The organism is Streptomyces sp. WMMB 322, from assembly GCF_900090145.1.
GTDB lineage: Bacteria > Actinomycetota > Actinomycetes > Streptomycetales > Streptomycetaceae > Streptomyces.
In genome coordinates this window covers 341,226-362,911 of sequence record NZ_FMHI01000002.1, presented here as the reverse complement: position 1 = coordinate 362,911, position 21,686 = coordinate 341,226, and the positions used below count along the sequence as shown (strand labels likewise).

22 protein-coding genes are annotated in these 21,686 nt (G+C 67.4%); 15 read left to right on the top strand and 7 right to left on the bottom strand.

Going from position 1 to position 21,686, the window contains the following annotated elements:
• Window positions 1–79: 79 nt before the first annotated feature.
• The 3 genes from H180DRAFT_RS05105 (at window position 80) to H180DRAFT_RS05095 (ending at window position 3,511) form a co-directional block, all read left to right on the top strand.
• Window positions 80–715, top strand: a complete 636-nt coding sequence (locus H180DRAFT_RS05105) for a class I SAM-dependent methyltransferase (protein WP_055484750.1) — start codon at window positions 80–82, stop codon at window positions 713–715.
• 193 nt (window positions 716–908) lie between these two features.
• On the top strand, window positions 909–1,595 hold the full coding sequence (locus tag H180DRAFT_RS05100; protein WP_074466635.1) for a protein kinase domain-containing protein: 687 nt from the start codon (window positions 909–911) through the stop codon (window positions 1,593–1,595).
• A 236-nt stretch (window positions 1,596–1,831) separates the two neighbouring features.
• Window positions 1,832–3,511, top strand: a complete 1,680-nt coding sequence (locus H180DRAFT_RS05095) for an AIPR family protein (protein WP_055484749.1) — start codon at window positions 1,832–1,834, stop codon at window positions 3,509–3,511.
• A 97-nt stretch (window positions 3,512–3,608) separates the two neighbouring features.
• Here H180DRAFT_RS05095 and H180DRAFT_RS05090 read toward each other — a convergent pair whose 3' ends face one another.
• A complete protein-coding gene (locus H180DRAFT_RS05090; protein ID WP_139151362.1) occupies window positions 3,609–3,938 on the bottom strand; it encodes a hypothetical protein in 330 nt (109 codons plus the stop codon).
• Between the two features lie 293 nt (window positions 3,939–4,231).
• Here H180DRAFT_RS05090 and H180DRAFT_RS30765 point away from each other — a divergent pair, with 293 nt between their 5' ends.
• From H180DRAFT_RS30765 to H180DRAFT_RS05060, 6 genes are all read left to right on the top strand, one after another.
• Window positions 4,232–5,320 (top strand): TniQ family protein, encoded by a 1,089-nt coding sequence (locus H180DRAFT_RS30765; protein ID WP_079099850.1) that lies wholly within the window; start codon window positions 4,232–4,234, stop codon window positions 5,318–5,320.
• 382 nt (window positions 5,321–5,702) lie between these two features.
• Complete coding sequence (locus H180DRAFT_RS05080; protein WP_055484925.1) at window positions 5,703–6,152, top strand: MerR family transcriptional regulator; 450 nt, start codon at window positions 5,703–5,705, stop codon at window positions 6,150–6,152.
• Window positions 6,149–7,744, top strand: a complete 1,596-nt coding sequence (locus tag H180DRAFT_RS05075) for a peptide chain release factor 3 (protein WP_055484746.1) — start codon at window positions 6,149–6,151, stop codon at window positions 7,742–7,744. Before H180DRAFT_RS05080 ends, H180DRAFT_RS05075 begins: the two co-directional genes overlap by 4 nt.
• A gap of 27 nt (window positions 7,745–7,771) precedes the next feature.
• Window positions 7,772–8,596, top strand: a complete 825-nt coding sequence (locus H180DRAFT_RS05070) for a hypothetical protein (protein ID WP_055484745.1) — start codon at window positions 7,772–7,774, stop codon at window positions 8,594–8,596.
• A gap of 490 nt (window positions 8,597–9,086) precedes the next feature.
• On the top strand, window positions 9,087–9,290 hold the full coding sequence (locus H180DRAFT_RS05065; RefSeq protein WP_074466654.1) for a hypothetical protein: 204 nt from the start codon (window positions 9,087–9,089) through the stop codon (window positions 9,288–9,290).
• Between the two features lie 13 nt (window positions 9,291–9,303).
• Window positions 9,304–9,543 (top strand): hypothetical protein, encoded by a 240-nt coding sequence (locus H180DRAFT_RS05060; RefSeq protein ID WP_055484743.1) that lies wholly within the window; start codon window positions 9,304–9,306, stop codon window positions 9,541–9,543.
• Window positions 9,544–9,569: 26 nt separating this feature from the next.
• Here H180DRAFT_RS05060 and H180DRAFT_RS05055 read toward each other — a convergent pair whose 3' ends face one another.
• Window positions 9,570–9,971, bottom strand: coding sequence for a MerR family transcriptional regulator (locus tag H180DRAFT_RS05055; RefSeq protein ID WP_055484924.1), 402 nt, complete (start codon window positions 9,969–9,971; stop codon window positions 9,570–9,572).
• A gap of 374 nt (window positions 9,972–10,345) precedes the next feature.
• Between H180DRAFT_RS05055 and H180DRAFT_RS05050 the strand changes: the two genes are divergently transcribed.
• The 3 genes from H180DRAFT_RS05050 to H180DRAFT_RS05040 all read left to right on the top strand — a co-directional run bounded on the left by H180DRAFT_RS05050 (window position 10,346) and on the right by H180DRAFT_RS05040 (window position 14,054).
• Window positions 10,346–11,863, top strand: a complete 1,518-nt coding sequence (locus H180DRAFT_RS05050; protein WP_055484923.1) for a SulP family inorganic anion transporter — start codon at window positions 10,346–10,348, stop codon at window positions 11,861–11,863.
• 104 nt (window positions 11,864–11,967) lie between these two features.
• Complete coding sequence (locus H180DRAFT_RS05045) at window positions 11,968–13,332, top strand: MFS transporter (protein WP_254665883.1); 1,365 nt, start codon at window positions 11,968–11,970, stop codon at window positions 13,330–13,332.
• A complete protein-coding gene (locus H180DRAFT_RS05040) occupies window positions 13,329–14,054 on the top strand; it encodes a polyamine aminopropyltransferase (protein ID WP_055484742.1) in 726 nt (241 codons plus the stop codon). Before H180DRAFT_RS05045 ends, H180DRAFT_RS05040 begins: the two co-directional genes overlap by 4 nt.
• 53 nt (window positions 14,055–14,107) lie before the next feature.
• On the opposite strand, the gene H180DRAFT_RS05035 is transcribed toward H180DRAFT_RS05040, so the two are convergent.
• Entirely contained in the window at window positions 14,108–14,773 is a 666-nt protein-coding gene (locus H180DRAFT_RS05035; RefSeq protein ID WP_055484741.1) for an antibiotic biosynthesis monooxygenase, read from the bottom strand.
• 100 nt (window positions 14,774–14,873) lie between these two features.
• Here H180DRAFT_RS05035 and H180DRAFT_RS05030 point away from each other — a divergent pair, with 100 nt between their 5' ends.
• A complete protein-coding gene (locus tag H180DRAFT_RS05030; RefSeq protein ID WP_055484740.1) occupies window positions 14,874–15,527 on the top strand; it encodes a TetR family transcriptional regulator in 654 nt (217 codons plus the stop codon).
• A 153-nt stretch (window positions 15,528–15,680) separates the two neighbouring features.
• Here H180DRAFT_RS05030 and H180DRAFT_RS05025 read toward each other — a convergent pair whose 3' ends face one another.
• The 3 genes from H180DRAFT_RS05025 to H180DRAFT_RS05015 all read right to left on the bottom strand — a co-directional run bounded on the left by H180DRAFT_RS05025 (window position 15,681) and on the right by H180DRAFT_RS05015 (window position 18,246).
• Window positions 15,681–16,970, bottom strand: coding sequence for a multidrug effflux MFS transporter (locus tag H180DRAFT_RS05025; RefSeq protein ID WP_079099849.1), 1,290 nt, complete (start codon window positions 16,968–16,970; stop codon window positions 15,681–15,683).
• Window positions 16,967–17,479 (bottom strand): MarR family winged helix-turn-helix transcriptional regulator, encoded by a 513-nt coding sequence (locus H180DRAFT_RS05020; protein ID WP_254665882.1) that lies wholly within the window; start codon window positions 17,477–17,479, stop codon window positions 16,967–16,969. The genes H180DRAFT_RS05025 and H180DRAFT_RS05020 overlap by 4 nt, the downstream gene beginning before the upstream one ends.
• 155 nt (window positions 17,480–17,634) lie before the next feature.
• The gene (locus tag H180DRAFT_RS05015) at window positions 17,635–18,246 is read right to left on the bottom strand and encodes a TetR/AcrR family transcriptional regulator (protein WP_055484738.1); all 612 of its coding nucleotides are present in this window, start codon (window positions 18,244–18,246) and stop codon (window positions 17,635–17,637) included.
• A 167-nt stretch (window positions 18,247–18,413) separates the two neighbouring features.
• On the opposite strand from H180DRAFT_RS05015, the gene H180DRAFT_RS05010 reads away from it, so the two are divergent.
• On the top strand, window positions 18,414–19,868 hold the full coding sequence (locus H180DRAFT_RS05010; RefSeq protein ID WP_079099848.1) for an MFS transporter: 1,455 nt from the start codon (window positions 18,414–18,416) through the stop codon (window positions 19,866–19,868).
• 798 nt (window positions 19,869–20,666) lie between these two features.
• The gene (locus H180DRAFT_RS05005) at window positions 20,667–21,113 is read left to right on the top strand and encodes a hypothetical protein (RefSeq protein ID WP_055484736.1); all 447 of its coding nucleotides are present in this window, start codon (window positions 20,667–20,669) and stop codon (window positions 21,111–21,113) included.
• Between the two features lie 257 nt (window positions 21,114–21,370).
• On the opposite strand, the gene H180DRAFT_RS05000 is transcribed toward H180DRAFT_RS05005, so the two are convergent.
• Window positions 21,371–21,667: a helix-turn-helix domain-containing protein gene (locus H180DRAFT_RS05000; protein WP_254665881.1), complete on the bottom strand. Its 297-nt coding sequence runs from the start codon at window positions 21,665–21,667 to the stop codon at window positions 21,371–21,373.
• Window positions 21,668–21,686: the final 19 nt, after the last annotated feature.

Below are 21,686 nucleotides of genomic sequence, written 5' to 3'. Positions count from 1 at the left end.
CGATGAGCAAGCCGGAACCCAGGAGCCGCCCGACCTCGCCGGAGCTCCGGCCGAGCGAACCGTGAAGCAAGGAGCACGCATGCCCGAGGACATCTCCCACCCGGTGTTCGCACGCATCTACCCGCGGATCGAGCGGTTCGCGCTGACCCATGGAGCCGCAGCTCACCGGGAAGAACTGCTCGACGGTGCCGGAGGCCGGATTCTGGAGATCGGCGTCGGCACCGGTGCGAACATCCCGTTCTACCCGCCCGCCGTCGAGAGTCTCGTCGCCGTCGAACCGGAGCCGCGGCTGCGCGCGCGTGCACAGCGAGCCTCCGAGGAGGCCCCCTTCCCGGTGGAGGTGGTGCCCGGCAGGGCCGAGCAACTCCCGTTTCCGGACGACGCGTTCGACACCGTGATCGTTTCCCTCGTGCTGTGCTCCGTACGGGACGTCGACCGCGCCGTCACCGAGATCCGTCGCGTGCTGCGGCCGGACGGGCACCTGCGTTTCTACGAGCACATCCGCTCCGACCGGCCGCGGTTCGCGAGGATGCAGCGCTCCCTGGACCTCATCTGGCCCCGGTTGGGCGGCAATTGCCATCTCAGCCGCGACCCGGAATCGGCCCTGGTACGGAACGGGCTGGCCGTCGAGACCGTGCGTCACTTCGATTTCGCCATCAACGGCCGCCTCAATCCCTCCTCCCCCTGCGCCATCGGGCGCGCGTCCGCGGAGTGAGCCGCACCAGCACCGCCGCAGCGGCGTCGACGAGCCGGACCCTCGTGCAGCCCGGGGCGGCGGCCGGCCACTCGACCCCGACTGGGCATCCAACGGCGAGAAGGAGGGCTCGCAACGCCCGGTCGGCACCCGGATCAGGACCACCGCGAACCGTTCGCCGGCTCCTGGAAGACAGTCGGCTCCCGTCGAGCCGGTGCAGGGAACCGGTCCGAGGGTTATCGACTTCGGCATCTCCAAGGCCCTCGAGACCTTGGAGACCGCCGGAAGCACCGATCTGACCGGGGCGGGAACGATCCTCGGCACACCGGGTTTCATGGCGCCCGAACAGGCACTGGGGCGGCCGGCGGGCCCGCCTGCGGACGTCTTCTCTCTCGGCTCTCTGCTCGTCCACGCGGCCACGGGCACCGGACCCTTCGGCGACGGTCCGTCGCACACCCTGCTCTTCCGCGTCGTGTACGAGGCGCCCGATCTCGGCGCAATGCCTTGCGGCCTGCGGGAGTTGGCACAGGACTGTCTGCACAAGGCACCGGAGGACCGACCGGCCGCCGCTGAACTCGTCTCGCGTCTCGCACAACACCGGCCGACGACCCCCGGCCCGCCCGCCGCGCCGGACGACGTCGAGGCGGACCCGCGAGGCCGAGATCGAACCGGACGTCCGCGGCCGGCTCTCCGGCTTCTTCGCCGCTCTGTCCGGGCGCCCGTATCCGATCAAGCACCCCAGGAGGACGCCTGCAGCGCCCACCCGACGAGAAAGGGCCCCCGCCGCGACTTTCGTCACTGGCGGAGACCCGTTTCGTCGGTGTCTCTCTGTGGGGAACCGACGAAATTCACTGGCCAGGCACTACTTGACCTGCGCAAAGATCGTTTCCCGCGCTGTTGAAGATCGTTTCCCAAGTCCCTGGCGAAGTCGGCCGCCGCCACGATGGGTGCACCAGGCAGCGGTCACCCGCACTGCGCCGAACGCACACACCCTTGTCGAGGACGAAACCCCGCGAACCATGACAACAAATCAGCAGCGATCACACAGTGCCTCTTCCCAGTCATCCTGCGTCATCGTTACCGTAGGCGGCCTGGGTCGTGAGATGCCTACGGGCGTTGACGGAGCAGGGGGGCGGCATGAAGAAGCTGTGGGTCAGGCACATCAAGGACGCACTGCACACCGGCTTCGAAGAACACATCGACTTGAGTGACTACGAGAAAGCTCCTGCCTCAGTCCGGGAGAAGGCATTTCTCAGCCGTGCCCTGGCTGCCCTTGCGGTGCAGCGGTTCACTGAACTGTCTGCCGGGGAGGCCGCTGCAGCAGTTGTCGACGGATCTGGCGACAACGGAATCGACGCGATCGCGATCGACGCTCAGCAACGCAAAGTTATCGTCGTCCAATCCAAGTGGGACGGGTCAGGTGACGGCAGCCTGGGCCTCGGAGACTCCCGGAATTTCGCGGCCGGGTTCAAAGACCTCCTCGACACAAAATTCGATCGCTTCAATTCGCGCCTTCGGGCGCACGAAGAGAAGATCACCGCGGCTCTCGACGACATAGATGTAAAGTTCGTGCTGGTGGTGGCCACCACCGGGATCACTGAGCTGGCAGGCCCATCCTCGGCTGTATTCGACGATCTGCTCGCAGAAATGAACGAAACCCAAGAGGTTGTCTCGATGGAAGTCTTGGGTCTCACCGACTTTCATTCATTTATTTCTGAGGGGCTTGGCGGTTCACGCATCGACTTCAATGCCCAGTTAGGAAATTGGGGTACCATAAGCGAGCCTTACGAAGCGTACTATGGCGTTGTGTCCGCCGCAGACATCGCGGGATGGTACGAACGCTTCGGCGACCGCCTTTTCTCTCAGAACATCAGAAAGGCTCTTGGAAACACCGGAGTCAACGAGTCAGTGGCGCAGACCCTGCTCAAAGACCCGCAGCACTTCTGGTATTTCAACAACGGCGTCACCGCTCTCTGTGAGAGCGTCAAGAAGACCCCGAGAGGGGCAGCAACGCGAACTTTCGGCGATTTCGCGCTCACGGGAGTGAGCATCGTCAACGGGGCCCAGACTGTCGCGAGCATCAACCAAGCCGCGCACAGGGGTGATAACGGCTTGGACCAAGCTCTGGTCTGGGTGCGCTTCATCAACTTGGAAGGCTGCCCCGAGGGCTTCGCCACAGATGTGACCAGGGCAACAAATACGCAAAATACGGTCGAAACTCGCGACTTCGTAGCACTCGATCCAGAGCAGGACCGCCTAAGAACGGAACTGGCACTTTCACTCAAGAAGACATACTCGATCAAGCGCGGCGAAAAGACTCCCAGTCCTGAGCACGGCTGCACAGTGGTGGATGCGACCGTGGCTCTGGCGTGCGCTAACCGCGAGCCCAGCCTTGCCGTGCTGGCGAAGAGCCGGGTCGGCGGACTCTGGGAGTCAACAGAAAAGCCCCCTTACCGGACACTCTTCAATCCGGGTGTCGGACCCTATCGCGTCTGGCGCTGCGTCGAGGTCATGCGGGAGGTGGACGCCACCCTTGAGGAAGCGAAGCGTGAACTCGAAGGCCGCGCCCGATCCATATGCCTCCAAGGCAACCGGATTGTCCTCCATCTGGTCTTCAGAGAACTCGACCTCCAGCGGATCGATGACGCAGAGCACGATTGGTCCCTGGAGCTGAAGCGGGTCCCCTCTCTGGCGAATAGGGCGTTGCAAGCCCTCACTTCGAGCGTGGAGGAGGCACACCCGGGCAGCTACCTGACGAGCCTCTTCAAGAACCGCACCAAGTGCCGAGACCTTGTTCAGAGAGTTCGTGCCGAGTGACCCCGGGCACGATCGCGGAGCCGGACTCCGACAGGACGACCGCTGACCGCCGGGCCAAGTCCCCGCCCGCCTGCGGTCGGACAGCACTGGACCCGCTTCACACCAGCGAGACCTCTCCATCCGGCAGCCAGCCCTCCCAGTAGCCATCCACGAGGTCGAGCAACTGCGGCGGCTCGACTTGGATCCGTTCCGACTCGAGTGCGTGGAGCGTCCACCAACGAGCTCCCGGCCCCAGCATCCGGCCAGGCTTGTCTTTCCAACCTCCGGCTTCCGGCAGCCCGAGTACGACGTACCCGAGCTTCTCGGTGTCGTCGATGGCGAACAACCGCCCGATTACCGGAGCGATACGCACCGGTCCCAGCTTCCGCCGGCGACGCATGAACTTGACCGCGTCGGATCGGTAGCTGACGCCAGTTCGGACGGTCACCTTCGGCGCGCTCCAGCAGGCGCTCGCCGCAGATCCGCTCCGAACGAGGAGGACACGTTGCGTGGACGGATCCAGCATGACCACGTACACGAATTTCCGGGATCTGCACGTTGAGGTAGGCGTCATGGAGCAACCCTCCAGGGTTGCTATTCGAATCGCATCTTCAGTGGGGCCATGCGTGGATCGCGGCGGCGCAGGGCGCTGATCAACAGCGAGCCGCGCATGTCACTCGCGCTGGTGGTGTGCTCCCGAGCCGGGATTCAACAGGGACGACGCGCTCCAAGATCTGGTGCATGGGAGCAACCACCTCGCGGACTCAAAGCCCCTCCATCCCTCGTCCGCGCACGGACGCTGCTGCCTTGCAGCCGCTCGAGGGAGAGTCCCTGGCCAGCTGGATCCAGGCCGTGGCCCGCAACCGCGGAGTTGAGACCTCGGCACTCTTCAGAGACCTTCGCCTGTACTCCGACGACGCTCTTTCGAGGGCACAGACACGCTTGACTGCCAAGACAGCTCGTCGGCTGAGCAACGAGACGGAAACGAGCGAAGAAGTCCTCCATGGGATGACCCTGGCTCGCTACGCGGGTAGCGCTCTGCCCCACATGCCTCCGATTCCTTGGACGGATGGGACCGTCTTCAAGCAGTGGCGGACTTCGGCCTGGTTCTCGGACCACCGAGCACGCTGGTGTACTCAGTGCCTGCGTGAGAACGACTCCCGATGGTTGCTGCAGTGGCTCCTACCGTGGAGCTTCGCCTGCCTGAAGCACCGCGTCTTCCTGGCCGCGGAATGCATTCGGTGCTTGTCACCGGTGTACTTCGGCCGTCACTTCGCCCTCGATTACTGTCTGGCCGGCGGCGAAGCGCGGTTGAACCCATACGGCTACGCCGAGGCGTGCGACTTCTGGGTGCGCATGCACAGGCCTCTGCCTGTTACCGCGGACTCCGTGATCCGTCACCAGGAGAGGGTCAACGCCTGGCTCGACGGATATCCGTCGAGCAACGACAGGGAATTCGTGTCCCTCACGGCTGTCCTGGTCATGCTGGTCACCCCGATCATGCTGCAGCGCCGTGGCGAGGATCCCGCGATCTTGTGCGGGTTGCGATCGGGCCGCAGGACGGGCCTGATTCGTGAGCGCGGTATGTGGGCCGATCCCCTGCGGGTCGCTGCGGCCGCATCCGTGGCAGACCGACTGCTGCAGCGGTACGGTGCGTCTCCCATCGAAGTGGCCCGGTACATCGAGGGCATGAGATGCGTGGACTGGCAACCGCAGTACGAATTGGACGTCATGGACTGGGCTTACGGCTCAGCGCTTCGCCCGAATGCCTACGTCGAAGAGCTGGTACGCCTCGGCGTGATCACCATCTGCGCGTCGACTCGCAAGTGAACCGGCCTCGGAAGCGACCGCAACCTGCCGCCGGGCTGGTAGCTCGACACCGCACCTCCTCGGCTGGCCGGAGGCAAAACAGCGAACGACTCGGCACCGCATACCTCGCAACGGCCCTCGCGCACACCACTCGGGTAACCCACCCGGGCAGCCGACGAGGCGCCACCACAGCGGCCGATCAGTGAACAGGATGTGCACCTGCCATCGCCCGCAGTCGAGCTCCCGCTTCCGACACCTCTTGAGCGGCGGCTCGCCGGACGCGTCGCCGCGCTCGACAGAGCCTCGGACGCCCGGACAGGGATACCGCCTCCGCCGAGAACGACAACCGGCTTGCAACCTTTCCCTAACGTGAGAGTAGGGTTGAGGGTGAAGGGCGGTGGTGATGGCGGCTCACAGGCTGATGCGGATCGGCGAAGTGGCGGAACGGACGGGGCTTTCGCTGCGGACGATCCGGTTCTACGGAGAGGTCGGGGTGGTCGGCGCCGCCGAGCGGAGCGAGGGCGGCTTCCGGCTCTACACCGAGATGGAGGTGCGCCGCCTGGAGCTGGTGCGGCGGATGCGGCCTCTGGGGTTCTGCCTGGAGGACGTGCGCGGCCTGTTGGACGTCCTGGAATTGCTGCCGGAGACGGCCTCCTCCGAGCCCTTCTCGGACAGGAACGCTCACGAGGAACTGGTAGGCAGGTTGCGCAAGTACTGGCAGGAGACGGACGCGCGGTGTGAGGACCTGCGGGCAGAGCTGGCCTCGGCGGAGGCGTTCGCCCGTTCCCTGCACGGCCACCTGGCGCGTCTGGTCGATGCCGCTCCCGAACGTCGCCCCGGGGCAGACCGGTGACGGCGGCAGCGGTGGCGGCAGAGGCCGCGCGGCGCCGTACGTTCGCCGTCATCAGCCACCCGGATGCGGGCAAGTCCACGCTCACCGAGGCCCTGGCCCTGCATGCCCGGGCACTGACCTCCGCCGGCGCCGTGCACGGCAAGGGTGACCGGCGCGGAGTCGCCTCGGACTGGATGGAGATGGAGAAGACCCGCGGGATCTCTGTGACCTCGGCGGTGCTCCAGTTCGCCTACCGCGGCCAGGTTCTGAATCTGCTCGACACCCCGGGTCACGCGGACTTCTCCGAGGACACCTACCGGGTGCTGGCGGCCGTGGACTGCGCGGTGATGCTCATCGACGCGGCCAAGGGGCTGGAGGAGCAGACCCGGAAGCTCTTCGACGTGTGCCGGCACCGCGGCATCCCCGTGATCACCTTCATCAACAAGTGGGACCGGCCCGGCCGTGACGCGCTGGAGCTCCTGGACGAGATCGAGCGGGAGTTCCGGCTGCGACCCACGCCGGTGACCTGGCCGGTGGGCATCGCCGGGCACCTTCGTGGGCTGGTCGACGCACGGGATCCCGGGCGGATGCTGCGCTACGCACGTACACCGGGCGGCGCGAAGGAGGCGGTCGAAGAGCACCTCACCGCGGCGCGGGCCGCCGCCGAGGAGGGCGCGGACTGGGAGCAGACGGCCGAAGAGCTGGATTTGCTGCGAGAGACCGGGGCGGTGCACGACGAGGAGGAGTTCCTGGCGGGGAAGTCGACGCCGGTCTTCTTCGGGGCCGCGGTCTCCAACATCGGGGTGCGGCTGCTGCTGGATGCCGTGGTCGACACGGCGCCACCACCCTCGCCCCGTCCCGTGGAAGGGGGTGGCAGCCGCCCGGTGGATGCGGACTTCTCCGGCCTGGTCTTCAAGGTCCAGGCAAACATGGACCCTTCGCACCGTGACCGGATCGCTTTTCTGCGGGTGTGTTCCGGCGTCTTCCGGCGCGGCACCACGGTCACCCGGGCGCAGGGCGGCAAGCCGTTCGCGACGAAATACGCGCACAGCGCCTTCGGCCAGGACCGCTCCGCGGTGGAGACCGCCTACCCGGGCGACGTGGTCGGCCTGGTCAACGCGACCGCGCTGTCCGTGGGCGACACCCTCTACAGCGGTGAGCGCGCCGTCTTCCCTCCGATGCCGACGTTCGCACCCGAGCACTTCGCCGTTGCCCGCCCGGTCGACGTCGGACGCTCCAAGCAGTTCCGCCGCGGTATCGCACAGCTCGACGAAGAAGGTGTGGTGCAGGTACTCGCCTCGGACCGGCGGGGTGAGCAGTCGCCGGTGCTGGCCGCGGTGGGGCCGATGCAGTTCGACGTGGTGGCGCACCGCATGGAGCACGAGTTCTCCGCACCCCTGCGGCTGGAGTCTCTGCCGTACCGGCTGGCGCGCGCCACGGACAAGGCGGGCGCCGAGGCCCTGAACGGCTCCCGGCTGGTCCAGGGCGAAGCGCTGACCCGCCTGAGGGACAACCGCTGGCTGGCGCTCTTCCCCAGCCGCTGGCAGGCGGGTTCCTTCGAACGGGAATTCCCTGCCGCCCCGCTGGAACACCTCGTCGCCGCCCACGAATAGACCCGGACCAGGAGAGAAGGCCGCCTCATGGCACACGAGTTGAGCTGCCCCTCGTGCGGAGAAGCCGAAGACCTCTCGGGAGCCCCGCAGGACGACGACATCCGCGTCACCTGTCACGGGTGCGGCGCGGAGTGGATGCGGGGTGCGCCGGTCTGCGCCACCTGTTCGGGCAGCGACCTCGTCGAGCGGCCCCAGGCCATGACCCGGCACTCGCGCGGGACCCAGCTCTCCATCATCGGGTGGCGTCAACTGCCGCTCTGCCGCCGCTGCGACGCGCAGGCGCTGGAGACCTCCCTCGGGGAGAACATCCCCGTGCCGAGTCCGTACGTCTCGGCCGCGCTCCACGCCGGCGGGAAAGCAGCGCCGGTACCGGCGGCTCCTCGCAAGCCGCCCGGCCGGACCGACAACCCTGCAGCCCCCGCAGCGCCGCAGCCGCAGCGCTCTCCATCCTCCGTGCCGCGGCCCCACCACACCCCGGGCAAAGACGACGGCCGCCCGAGCACCGGCAACGCCACCGGTACCGCGGACCGCCCCCGCCGCTCGCGTCCGCAGCCCGCCCGCACTCAGGTTCCGACCGTCGGACAGGCCATCACGGCCTTCCTCACAGAAGCGTCCGGCGAGGCCGACCACACCGCGCTGGTGCTCCTCGGCGCATATCTCGGCTCCTACAACCGGCTCTCCGTACTGGACGCCGAATCGAGTGAGGACTGGCTCACGGCCTGGTTCGACAAGCGCTGGAAGGACCGCGATTCGCCCACCGCACGCCGCGCCCGGGACACCTTCTGCAGGGCCGTCGACTTCTGGGGCGCCCGCGGCTGGCTCGCCCGCGACCCGGTCTCCGCTCTGCGTTGAGCCCCGGCGCGACCAGGAGCGGCCCTGAGAGGAGGCTGGAGACACCTGTCAGGGCCGCGTCGACGGGGACACGGCCCGGCGCCGCATGGGGGGGGAGGCGCCGGAACCGGGTCCTCTGTGCGGGTTCCGGCACGACGGGGGTCCGGGCCGGAACCGTATGGGCCACTCCTCACCAGTCCAGGAGGAGGTGGCCTTCAAGCCCCCATACTCTCACATAACGTGAGAGTTGGACAGCTCGCCGAGCACTCTGCCAGGGCGACAGAGATCACCAGAAGCGTAACCAGGAGGCCCGCGCGAGTGAGTGGAATTTGCCTGCCAACTCTCCCCTTGCGTTAGAGTATGGAGTGCTCGCCGAGTTCGCTCGGCCTGCTTCCGAAGCCGCCTCCGGGGCTGCGTGCCTCCTGTCGTCGCGCCCCCTCGGAGGCGGCCCCAAGTGCCGAAGCCGCGCACTTGTTCCTGATCGTTCCGGTGTCCGGGAGAGGGCATGTCCATGGATGTCACGCGTCTGGAGATCGCCCGCCATCTCGAGCCGCTCTTCGCACACGGCGGCACGGCCGACCGTGATGCGCTGCTGCGTGCCGTCTCGGCGAGCCGCCCCGAAGTCGCCCAGGTGCTGGGGCAGTTGCCCGTGCGGCAGTTCACCTCGCTGCGGCAGATCTGGGAATACCTGCCGCAGGTGCCCATCGGCCTGTGAAAGGAGCTTTGTGATGGCGGTGTTCAGACTGTGCCTGTCCGACGGGGGCGAGAGAGTCGTCGAGGCCGGGCGGGCCGTACGAACGGACTCAGGCCGCATCCTCCTCGAGGACACAGATTCGCTCGGACGGTGGGAGCTGCTGGAGTCGTTCGAGCCCTCACGCGTGGCGGCCGTCTACCGCAGGGGGCCCGCAGAGGGGGGCGTCTACACGTGGGTTCCGCGGCCGGACACCGGCCGGTGGTGGAGCTACTGAGCGGCCCTGAGTCGCCGGCCCCCGGGTCAGGAGATGTCCTTGAGCCTGCTGCGCAGGGTGGCCGCGAAATCCTCGGCGGCCATCAACTGGACGCGCAGAGTCTCGCAGCGCGCATCGGCGACCTTGCGGTAGGCGTCCAACCGCTCCCGCAGCCGCTCCACTTCGCCCTCCTCCGCGTCGCCCGCGCCGAGCCGGTCGGTGATCTCCAGCAGGTCCCGCATCTCCTCCAGCGAGAAGTCCAGCGGCTTCATCCGGCGGATCACCATGAGCCGTTCGATGTCGGACTCGGTGTAGAGCCGGAAGCCGCCCTTGCTGCGCGCGGACGGGATGACGAGGCCGACCTCTTCGTAGTGACGGATCGTGCGCAGGGACAGACCTGTCCGCTCGGCCACTTCACCGATCTGCATCCGCCGGTCCGTCGTCGCCATCAGCACACGCTCTCCTTCTCGGGGGGGGCATCGGCCCTGTCCCCTTTTCTACAGGGGGTCGATGGGTTGGCTGTCATGCGGTTCACAGGCTGGGCAGGAAAAACGCCTCTCACGTTAGGGTAGAGTCGCGTTCGCAGGTGGAACCCCGCCTCGCTATGGCCCCTTCGGAAGGCCCCCCTTGACCTGTCGGGCAATGATGCCCGACCCGCGGCCTGATGAGCCGCCCTCCTGATGCCTCGTTCAGCGTGAGGGCCTCACACCGTGGCCGGCGGCGCCGACCGCCTCGGCAGAAGAACGTCCTTCGCCCGCTGCGGAGTCGACGAAGCACGCACGATGTGCGCGATCTGTTCGCGCGCCTGATCAGAAACGGATGCATGTCCGCTGAAAGCCCCGCGGCCACGACGTCGCGACTGTCCCTGTCCCGTCTCGCCCGGCCCGAGTTCACGAGGTCCCCGAGGATCTTCCGCACCGAGGTGCTGGCCGGTCTCGTCGTCGCTCTCGCCCTGATTCCCGAAGCCATCTCCTTCTCCATCATCGCCGGGGTCGACCCCAGCGTGGGGTTGTTCGCCTCGTTCACCATGGCCGTGGTGATCTCCGTCGTCGGCGGCCGGAAGGCGATGATCTCCGCGGCCACCGGCGCCATCGCCCTGGTCATCGCGCCGCTGAATCACGAGCACGGGCTGGGGTACCTGATCGCCGCCGTCATCCTCGGCGGCGTGATCCAGGTCGTCCTGGGCGCCGTCGGCGTCGCCAAGCTGATGCGGTTCGTGCCACGCAGCGTCATGGTCGGCTTCGTCAACGCCCTGGCCATCATGATCTTCATGGCACAGGTTCCGGAGATGACGGATGTGCCGTGGGCGGTCTATCCGCTCATCGCGGGCGGCCTCGCCCTCATGATCCTCTTCCCCAGGATCACCAGGACCGTCCCCGCGCCGCTGGTCTCCATCGCCGTCCTCACGATGATCACCGTCGGCGCCGGCATCGCGGTGCCGACGGTCGGCGACAAGGGCAAGCTGCCCTCCTCCCTCCCCGTGCCGGGCCTCCCGGATGTGCCCCTCACACTGGAGACCCTGACGGTCATCGCCCCGTACGCGTTCGCGTTCGCGCTGGTCGGCCTGATGGAGTCGCTGATGACCGCCAAGCTCGTCGATGACATCACCGACACGCACTCGGGAAAGACCCGCGAGTCGATCGGGCAGGGCGTCGCCAACATCGTCACCGGGTTCTTCGGCGGCATGGGCGGCTGCGCCATGATCGGCCAGACGATGATCAACGTGAAGGCGTCCGGGGCCCGCACGAGGCTTTCGACGTTCCTGGCCGGGTCCTTCCTGATGGTGCTGTGCATCGCCTTCGGACCGCTGGTCTCCGACATCCCGATGGCCGCGCTGGTCGCGGTGATGATCCTGGTCTCAGTCGCCACCTTCGACTGGCACTCCATCCAGCCGAAGACGCTCAAGCGGATGCCGGTCTCCGAAACCGTGGTGATGACGGTGACCGTGATCGTCGTCGTCGCCACGCACAACCTGGCCGTCGGTGTCGTCGTCGGTTCGCTCACCGCCATGGTCGCCTTCGCCCGCCGCGTGGCGCACCTGGTCAACGTCTCCGGCGTCGTCGACCCGGACGGCACTCAGGCCGTCTACGCGGTCACCGGGGAGTTGTTCTTCGCCTCCTCCAACGACCTCGTCTACCAGTTCGACTACAAGGGCGACCCCGACGACGTGGTGATCGACCTGTCGGACGCCCACATCTGGGACGCCTCCTCCGTCGCCGCGCTGGACGCGGTGGAGACCAAGTACGCCGACCGCGGCAAGAAGGTGACCATCGTCGGCCTCAACAGGCCCAGCGCCGCCATGCACGACCGGCTCGCCGGACAGCTCACCGACGCCCACTGAAGCCCCGCCGCCCTTCCCTACCACCTGCGGGGAAGGGCGGCGAGCACCCCCGACCGCACCAACCCCCTGCCCGGCGACCGGAGATGTCCGATCTGGAGTAAGCCTTGACCGAACGCGTCACCGGCTGCGAAGGCTCTGCCGCACTGCCGGCCGCACCGGCTCCGTCCGAGGGCCGGGCTCCCAGGAAGCATCGCACCGGTGGCTTCTACGGCTGGCGGATCGTCGCCTTCAGCGCCATGGCCATGGCGCTGACCGCGCCCGGGCAGACCACCGGCATCTCTCTGTTCATCGATCCGCTCATCGACGATCTGGGCATCAGCCGCACCGAGATCTCCACCGCCTATCTCGCGGGCACACTGACCGGGGCCTGCGCGATGCCGCTCGTCGGACGGGCTGTCGACCGCTTCGGCCCCCGCCGCGTCATGGCCGTCGTCGCCGCCGTCTTCGGCGCGATCCTCCTCGCACTCTCCTTTGTCACCGGCCTCGTCGGACTCACCGCGGGCTTCATCGGCATCCGCATGGCAGGACAGGGTGCCCTGTCCCTGGTCGCGACGACCACTGTCGCCTACTGGTTCGACAAGCGGCGCGGCCTCGCACTCGGTATCACCAGCGCCGTCGGCACAGCCGGCATCTCGCTGGCCCCCGTGGCCCTGGAGCGGCTTGTCGCCGGGATCGGCTGGCGCCAGGCATGGGCCGCCGAGGGCCTCGCCGTCTGGGCCCTCGTCCTGCCGATCGCCCTGTTCGGCATCCGTAACCGGCCTGCCGATGTGGGGCAGCACGTGGACGGCGCCTCCCGGCCGCCCGACGAGCACGCGAACGAGGAACTGACGGGCTGGCCACTGCGCCGGGCGCTGCGGACGGGCATGTTCTGGGCCGTCGCCGCATGTCTGGCTGCCAGCAGCATGCTGACGACCGGCCTGAACTTCCACCAGATCGGGCTGCTCGGCGAACGCGGTCTCACCCCCGTCGAGGCCGCGGCCAACTTCCTGCCTCAGACGGCAGCGGCCCTGATGATGACGCTGGTCGCCGGTGCGCTGCTGGACAGGGCATCGCCCAAGGCCGTGCTGACCGGTGCCATGACGATTCTCGCGGCATCCATGATCCTCATACGGTTCGTCACACCCGGGTGGAGCGCCGTGGGATTCGGCGTGCTGTTGGGAACTTCCAACGGCCTGCTGCGAGCCGTCGAAGCAGGCGCCTACCCCCGGTACTTCGGAACCGCCCACCTCGGCGCGATCCGCGGCAGCGCCCACACGATCACCATCGCCGCCAGCGCCTTCGGCCCCGTCGCGGTCGCACTCGGACATGACGTCACGGGGCACTACGCGCCCGCGATGCTCCTCTTCGCAGCCGTCCCCGTGGCGGCAGCGGTCGCGCTCCTCCTGGCCCGAAACCCAGAGCCGGAGTCGGAGTCCGGCGGATCCCGACGAACAGCACACGACCCCGACCTGAGTGAGGGAATCACATGAGCGCACGCTTCGAGGAACTCGACTGGCGGCCGACCCCCAAGGGCGAGATCAGCCTGCGGCGACGCCGGGACCCTTCGTCCGGCGCGGACGTCTTCGAGGTCAAGCTCGACGACGACTTCCTCATGTCCAGCCTCTTCACCGCCGGAGAGGTCGCCCTGGCGCAGCTCGCACTGGACGAATGCTCGGGCGAGGATCTGGACGTCCTGGTCGGTGGGCTCGGACTCGGGTACACCGCGGATGCGGTGCTGCAGGATCCGCGGGTCCGGTCCCTCACCGTCCTCGAAGCCCTCCCCGAGGTGATCGAGTGGCATGAGCGTGAACTGGTACCGCTCGGCGCCCGATTGACCGCAGACCCCCGCTGCCGCCTCATCCCAGGCGACTTCTTCTCCCAGGCACGGCACGCCGAGCCAGGTCTCGACCCGGTGACTCCGGGGCGCCGCTTCCACGCCGTCCTGGTGGACATCGATCACTCCCCGAGCCATGTCCTGCACCCGAGCCATGCGTCCTTCTACCAGCCGGAGGGGCTGCGCAGGCTGGCCGAAAGACTGCACCCTGGAGGCGTGTTCGCGCTGTGGTCGGACGACCCGCCGGAGGAGAGCTTCGAATCGGCGCTCGCGGAGGTCTTCGCCGAATCCACCCCGCACGTCGTCACCTTCGACAACCCGCTGCGCGGCGGCACTTCGGACAACACCGTCTACGTGGCACGTTCACAGACGGGATGAGACTCCCGCGTCGGGCCCCCTTGCCCTCAAACGCCAGCAAGCTCTGCCCCTGGTTACCCCGTGCGGTCCGCTCCGCTGATCCTCACCGCGGGATGGAAACGGTCGAAGCCGGTGCGAAGGAGGCCCGGCCACTGGTGGACCTGCTGCCAGCGGGCGCTGTCCACGCTCGCCGGTAGTCGGTTCGTGATGGCGGTGTGGTGGGCCGTCTCGTCTCTCCACTCAGCGTAGTTGAACACGTATCGGCCGTCGACACTGACGTAGAAGCGGGCCGAGAGCAGCCCGTCCGGCGGCGGGGCGGATTCGGTGCTCTCGACGAGGGCGTCGACGAGCCGCCGTGCGCGCTGGAGGTCCGGGGTCTCGAACTCGCGCGTGACCAGCACCACGCAGCCGGCGGCGTGCTCGCCATCGGCTGTCCGGTGGCGGTACAGGCGGGTTGCGGTCACGCCGAGGCGCTCGATTCCCGGCACGGCCCGGTCCACTTCCCGCTTCCACGCCTGGCCAGGCTCTGCCGCGTGCTTCTTCGCACCTTCGGCCCACTCGGAACGGTGGAGGAGCAACGTGCCGCAGGTGCTGGCCAGAACCTCGTAGCAGCGAAGCCCAGGATCAGGCCCGGATCGGGACGGCCAGCTCGCTGACAGGGCCCGTACGACCTCCCGCTGCCGTGCGGACGTGCCGACCCGCCACGTGCCGAACAGGGTGAGCCCAGAGCCGGTGTCCATCCCACACCTCCTACTGTTGACCGCTCAGATGCCACTGAGTGGCAAAATCTACTGAGAGGCTATCGCGCTTTGGTGGCGTGCGCACCGGTAGGCTGCGGGCATGACGCTCCAGACCCCGCCGCCCGACCCCCGGCCGACCCTTAGAGAGCGCAAGAAGCAGCGCGCGCGTCGCGAACTCGTCGAGACTGCGCTGCGCCTGTTCCTGGACAGGGGATTCGAGGCCACCACGCTCGACGAGCTCGTCGACGCGGCGGAGCTGTCCAAGCGCACCTTCTTCCGGATGTTCTCCTCCAAGGAGACCGTCGCCCTCGCAGCAGAGACGGATCTGTGGGACGCCTACCTCGAACGGGTCGAGCAATCCGAACTCCGCGGCACCGTCCTGCACGTGCTGCGCGACACGCTGGTGGAGACGATCCGGGCCATGGACGGAGAGTGGACCCGGCGCTTCCTGGCCACCCGCGGCCTGGCGGCGCGCACACCCGCGCTGCGGGACCGCAGCGACCTGACGTCGATCACCATCCAGCGGAGGCTGGTGGAGATCCTGGAGCGCCGACTGGGGCTGGACAGCCGAGACGACGTGCGGCTGCGCCTTCTCGGTGAGATGTCGCTGGGCGCCTGGCGGTGCGCGGCGAGGAACTGGATCCGCGGAGGCTCCGGTACCCGGCCCGGAGCCGAGGCGCAAGGTGAACTCGTGGACGAGGTCGAGCAGGCCTTCGACGCCCTGCCGGCCTGCTTGGCGCTTTCCGCGTCGTGACCAGGCCGGTCTGCTGCGGCGCGACAGGAACGCCACCCGCTACCGGTGGCGCCGCTGCGACATGAGCAGGAAACCGCGCTCGCGCGATAGGCGCGCGGGTACGAGGGACGCGGCAGCGTCACCACACTTGTCTAGGACGCGCCCGACCGCGCCTCACTCCGAGCCCTGGCCCTGGCGCCGACCGGCCTTGGGCTGAATGCTTTTCGGTTCGTCGCTCCCCGATGCACAGGCCAGGCAGGCCATGACCGCCAGTCCGAGACTCACCGTCATGACGGCCGCCATGGGCGCCGGGCTGTGGGTACCAAACAGTCCCACCGCCGGTGATGCCGCCGCTCCGAGAGCGAACTGGCCACTGCCGAGCAGCGCGGACGTGGCTCCGGGAGCGTCACGGCCTCGGCTCTGCGCCACGGTGGTGACGGCGGGGAAGAAGACGCCGAACGCCGTGATCGAGACGAACAGGCATCCCCACGTGATCCACAGGCCGCTTCCGACCGTCACCTGCACGCAGAGCAGCAGCAGCGCCCCGCTCAGTGCGACAGCGCCCGCGGCGGTCTGCAGTCTCTCCGCGCGCCAGCGTGATACGAGCCGGCCGTACGCGAGGCTCCCGGCCATGTTGCCGACGGCGTTGAGTCCGTACACCAGGCTGCAGACGCCGGCGGTCTGGTGGTAGATGTCCTGGAAGACGAACGACGTACCCGCGATGTAGGCGAACACCGCGGCGCCGCCGAAGGACAGCGACAGTACCGGCGCCAGCACCGTGCGGCGCGTCGCCACCCGCCCCACCGAGCGCAACCCACCGGTGATGCCGCCGGATGTGCGCTTCGGCCGGGGAAGAGATTCCGGCACCCACCTCAGCACGCCCACTAGGAGCGCCAGGCCGAAGAACGCCAGCAGGAAGAAGACTGCACGCCACGAGGCCACCGCGAGGACCGCTCCACCGAGCAGAGGTGCCACGACCGGGCCGAGGGCGGTGATGGCCCCCAGTGTTCCGATCTTCTTGGCGAGTCGTACACCGCGGAACAGGTCCGTCATCACCGCACGGGCTACGACGATCCCTGCGGCACCGGCGACGCCTTGCCCCACCCGTGCGACGTCCAAGACCACCGCCAGAGGAGCGAACCCGCAGACGATGGAGAAGGCCGCGAACAGCAGCGTTCCACCCAGCAGTACGGGGCGGCGGCCCACGCCGTCGCTCAACGGCCCCAGGACGAACTGGCCGACGATGACACCGGCCAGAAAGGCCGTCAAAGACACCTGGACGCCGGCGCTGTCGGTCTGCAGGGAGCGCGCCACCTCCGGAAGACCCGGCACGTACATGTCGGTGGCGAGCGGACTGGCAGCGCTCAGCCCTGCCAGCACCAGGAGCAGACGTAAGCCGCGCTGACGCCGCCCCGAGTGGTCAGGAGCGGACTGCCGCGTCGTACCGGTCCGGTCGGTCGTCACAGCGACGGCGCCGCCCCACGTCCGCCGTTGCCCTCTCCGTCGCCCGGATCGCTGCGGCTGACGTCCCGTTCTGCGACGGCCAGGTCCTGCAGCAGTCCTGCCGCGATGCGAACCACACCGCGCTCAGCGGGAGAGAGCGTCTGACGCAGCGCTGCAGCCAGCCAGGCGTTCCCCTCGGCGACATGCTCGCGCAGCGCCTGATGACCGGCCTCCGTGATGCCGACGTCCTGGCTGCGCCCGTCACTAGGGCTGCGCGACCGTACGATCCGCCCCTGCTCCTCCAGCTCATTCAGCACACGGGTCAATGACTGCGGCCGCAACCCCTCGATGCCGGCCAGCTCCGTCGGGGTCAGCCGGCCCTCGTGCCGGAGATTCGCCAGCACCGAGATGGCGAGACGAGACAGCCCCGGCCTGTCGCCGGACTGCTCCGCCCTCAGCCGGGAGGCCAGGCGCGACACCCCCCACCGCAGCATCTCCGCAGTCTCTTTTACTTCGTCTGAATCGCTCACAGTACGAAGCTAATGCTTCGCAGCTATCCGCGAAAGACCAGGATTCAGAGAAGGAAAAGAAGCATCTGCATGCTACTTAACAAGTAGGGACCAACCGAGGCCGGTCCACCAGTCGGCTTCCGTCGCAGGAGGTGAGACCCTTCCGCTCGCCACTCTCACGCGTAGATGTCCTCAATGGCGGCGAGCACCTGGTCCCGCGCGGACGCGGCAGGCGTCGCGCCGATGAGCACGTAGTACGCGAGCCCTTCGGCCAGGGCCACGAGCGCCACGGCGTCCTGCTCGGGATCCCGGGTGGCGCCGACGCGGCCGGCAGCTTGATCACGGCGCAGCAGCGAAGCCATCTGCTCGTGGAACCGGGCATACGCCTCCCGCATCCTCTCCGCGATCGCTTCCTCCACCAGAGCCAGAGCCCCGAACGACTGGCGCACCCGCATGTGCGCCCAGGTCTCGGCGTCGTAGGGGATGAGCTCGGTCAGGACGATCGTGAGCACAGTGCGGGCCGGAGCAGCGTCGAGGTCCGACCCGGCCTTCTCCCTGATGCGCGCGCCGCTCAGCGCGTTACCGCGCTCGAACGCGGCCTCCGTCAACTCCCGCTTGGTGGCGAAGTAGTGCTGAACGCGCCCCGGCGAAATGCCCGCCTGCTCGGCGACCGTTGACAGCGACACCGCGGCCAGGCCCCGGTCGGCAACGATCACCAGCACCGCGTCCGCGATCTCCTCACGCCGCTGCGTGTGTTGGGCCCCGGGACCGCGCGTGCGTGGACTCATCGACCGAACCTTTCCAATGTGAGCGCATCGGATTGCCCCTGTGAGTGTATCCGGGTAACGTCTCGAAGCAGCAAAGCAATGCGTTCACATTGCTTTGCTCCGTGTATCTCGTGTTACCCGCCGTTCAACGGCTCCCCGTCACGGATGAAGAGGAAGGGCGCAGCCGCATGGCCACAAGTCCTCAGGCCGCTCCGCGACGCGGAGCGGGTACGACGACGCCCGCAGCCGGCTGGTCGCGCCGGTCTTCCTGGATTCTGGGCCTGGCTTGCACGGTGCAGTTCATGGTGGTCCTCGACATCTGCGTCGTGAACGTTGCGCTTCCGTCGATACGCGAGGACCTGCACTTCACCGCGGCCGGCCTGCAATGGGTGGCGAACGCATACGCACTGGCCTTCGGAGGTTTCCTTCTCCTGGGGGGCCGACTTGCGGACCTGTACGGCCGACGCGGGACAACCCTCACCGGCCTCGTCGTCTTCTCCGCCTTCAGCCTCCTGGGCGGCCTGGCCCATACACCGGTTCTGCTCGTCGCCGCCCGTGCCGGCCAGGGACTGGGCGCCGCCGTACTGGCGCCGGCCGCGCTGACCATCCTGACCACTACTTTCCCTCCGGGAAGCATGCGCACCCGCGCACTCGCGGTCCTCGGCGCCGTGACGTCAGTAGGGGGCGCCGCGGGCAACCTCGGGGGCGGCGTGCTCACACAAGCTCTGTCCTGGCGCTGGATCCTGCTGGTCAACGTACCGATCGGCATCGCGGCGGCACTGCTGACCGTCCGCTACCTGTCCGCCGACGATCGAGGGACGCAACTCAAGACCCTGGACGTTCGCGGAGCGGTGTCGGTGACAGTCGGCCTGACAGCTCTCACCTACGGCGTCAGCCAGGCCAACTCCGGCGGATGGAAAGACTCCCTCACCGTCGGAAGCCTGATCACTGCACTCATCGCCCTCACCGTCTTCCTCCTGGTCGAAGCGCGCATCGCTCTACATCCCCTGATCCCCCTCCGGCTGTTCCGGTCCCGCGGCATCTCCATCGGCAACACGGTGGTGCTGCTCGCAGGAGCCGTCTTCCAGATCCCGATGTGGTACTTCCTCACGCTCTACCTGCAGGACGTTCTCGGCTACGGGGCACTGCAGACCGGCCTCGCCTTCCTGCCGCACACGCTGATGGGCATCGCACTCGGGCTCTACGTCACACCCCGGCTCATGAAGCACTTCCAGCACCGCATCCTGATCGTCGCCGGTACCCTGCTCACCGCAGCCGGCTTCGTCTGGCAAAGCCGCATCACCCCCGACAGCGGCTATGTGCAAGGAGTGCTGGGACCGGCCGTCGTCTTCTGTGTCGGCAGCGCGTTCTTCATGACCCCGATCACCTCCGTCGTCACCTCCGGTGTCACGGAACGAGACGCGGGCGCCGCATCCGGACTGATGAACACGGCGAAACAGGTCGGCGGGGCGCTCGGTCTGGCCGTACTGATCGCACTTGCCGAGCCCAACGCTTCACGGCCCGGCATGGACTACGAGACCGGATTCTTGAGCATGGCCGCGATCCTCCTCGCCATCTCGGCGCTCGCCTTCGCCCTGCCACGGCAACGCGATTCGGACACCGCGTCCGTGCCGGACGCATAGCCGCAGCCAACTCCTCTGCCCCGGCGGCGAGACCGACGAACTGCCGGCCCGTGGTGCGCTCGGACTGCGCGCGAAAGCCGCGCTCGACGATGGGTACGCGGGCGCTCTTCCTCGCCCTCGGCGGAACCCCACCGGCACATTCGGCCAGGCAACCCTGCATGCAGTGACAGGAGCAGATGGCCACCTCGGTTTCTACCGGCTTGGGCTGTTGCCAGCTAATGCCTGCATGCAACGACGACTGCGATACACAGGCAGGCCTTTCGAGCTCAGTCAGCAGGGTTGCCCCAGACCGCTGTGCCGACCGCGCATCATGCACACCCTCGGTTCAGACGGACGGACATAAACCACCTGGTCACGCCCCTTGTTTTGGCACCTGCACCACGAACGCAAGGCCTATCGCCACCCGCCGGACTCTCGACTGGCCCCCTCGCTCTGCAGCGCCGGCCCGAGGTCACACCAAGTTGTTGCAGGGTTGTACAGCTACGGCTCTCGATGGCGTCCTCACCGCCGACCCGCGGGCCCATGAGTAGCAAGAGCAGAGACAACTGTCCCCGGTCTTCAATCGCTAATTGGTTGTCCCGAAGCCAGGCATCCCAGAGGGGTAATCGAGAGACAATTTTTCCTGCGCGCCGTGCGACATACTGCCCTTTCTTTGTTACCTCGACCCTTACCTCTGAATTTGCTCTGCCGCGCCCCTCCGCGCACCCACTGAAGAGCTAACTAATTAGGTCGCTGATTCGGGTGAAGCCACCCTTGCCAGCACAACGAGTCATGCACTCTCATAGGTAGGGTTCAGAGATGATCGAGAACATCTCCCGTGAGGAATTGGCCGGAGACCCTGACAAGTACCTCAGACTCCTGAAGGAGAAGCGGGAGGAGTTGAGGCGTGAGCTTGCCAAGATCGGAAAAGAAGTCACTGCCATGGAACAGGTGAAGAGGTGGGGGGACAAGATCGACCAATGGGCCGAGTCAGGTATTCCTGAACCGCGGCGGGCCGAGCCCGACCCCCGGGAAGAGCCCCGTGACAGTACCCACGCACAGGCACCGACCCGAAAGGCGCGCATCATGGCCCTCATGGGCCAAGACCCTCAACGCACGTGGAAGGTCTCGGACGTGGCCGGCGCTCTCAACGAAGAGTCCAAGGCCAAGTGCGTACGTGTGGCTATGGACGAGTTGGCCAGGGCGGGATCTCTCATGAAATTGCCGGGCGCCGTCTATCAGTTCGGACGGTTCCCGCAAGACTGACAACACAACGCAGGAAGGCCGCCACCAAGGACATCAGTCCAAGGTGACGGCCAACGGCGACGAACTCACCGAGAACCTCTCACAGTGCTGGATCAGTTCGTCATGTTGCATTTTACGAGCGGCGGAGCGCCGCCGGTAGCGCACGACGAAAATGGTCCCGCCCTTCATTCGAAGGGATGACCGTCTACATGTTCGGTCTCGAACATTCTCTCTTTTCTCATTCACGCGCTGCTGGCGGCTTCTCGATGCCGCATGCCTTACACGTCGCGCCCCGGCCAGAGATCCCGCTCCAGGGCCTTTTCCAGATTGGCAATGGTCAGCAGGTCGGGCCACGCCTCACCGGCGAGAGCCTTGGCGATCGTGTAGCGAGCGACTCCGCTGATCCGCGACAGATGCGCGACCGACCAACCGGTGTCCTCAAGAGCGGCCGCGAGCCTCACAGCCACAGCTTGAGCGACTCGGGCCCCGTGGTGCTTCTCCATGACGGCCTCAGGCCACACACCGCTGACGCAGTACGCGCGCGGTGGCAGTCGGCGGGCATTCCCTTGGGGCATGGGGTGAAGTCTTACTCAT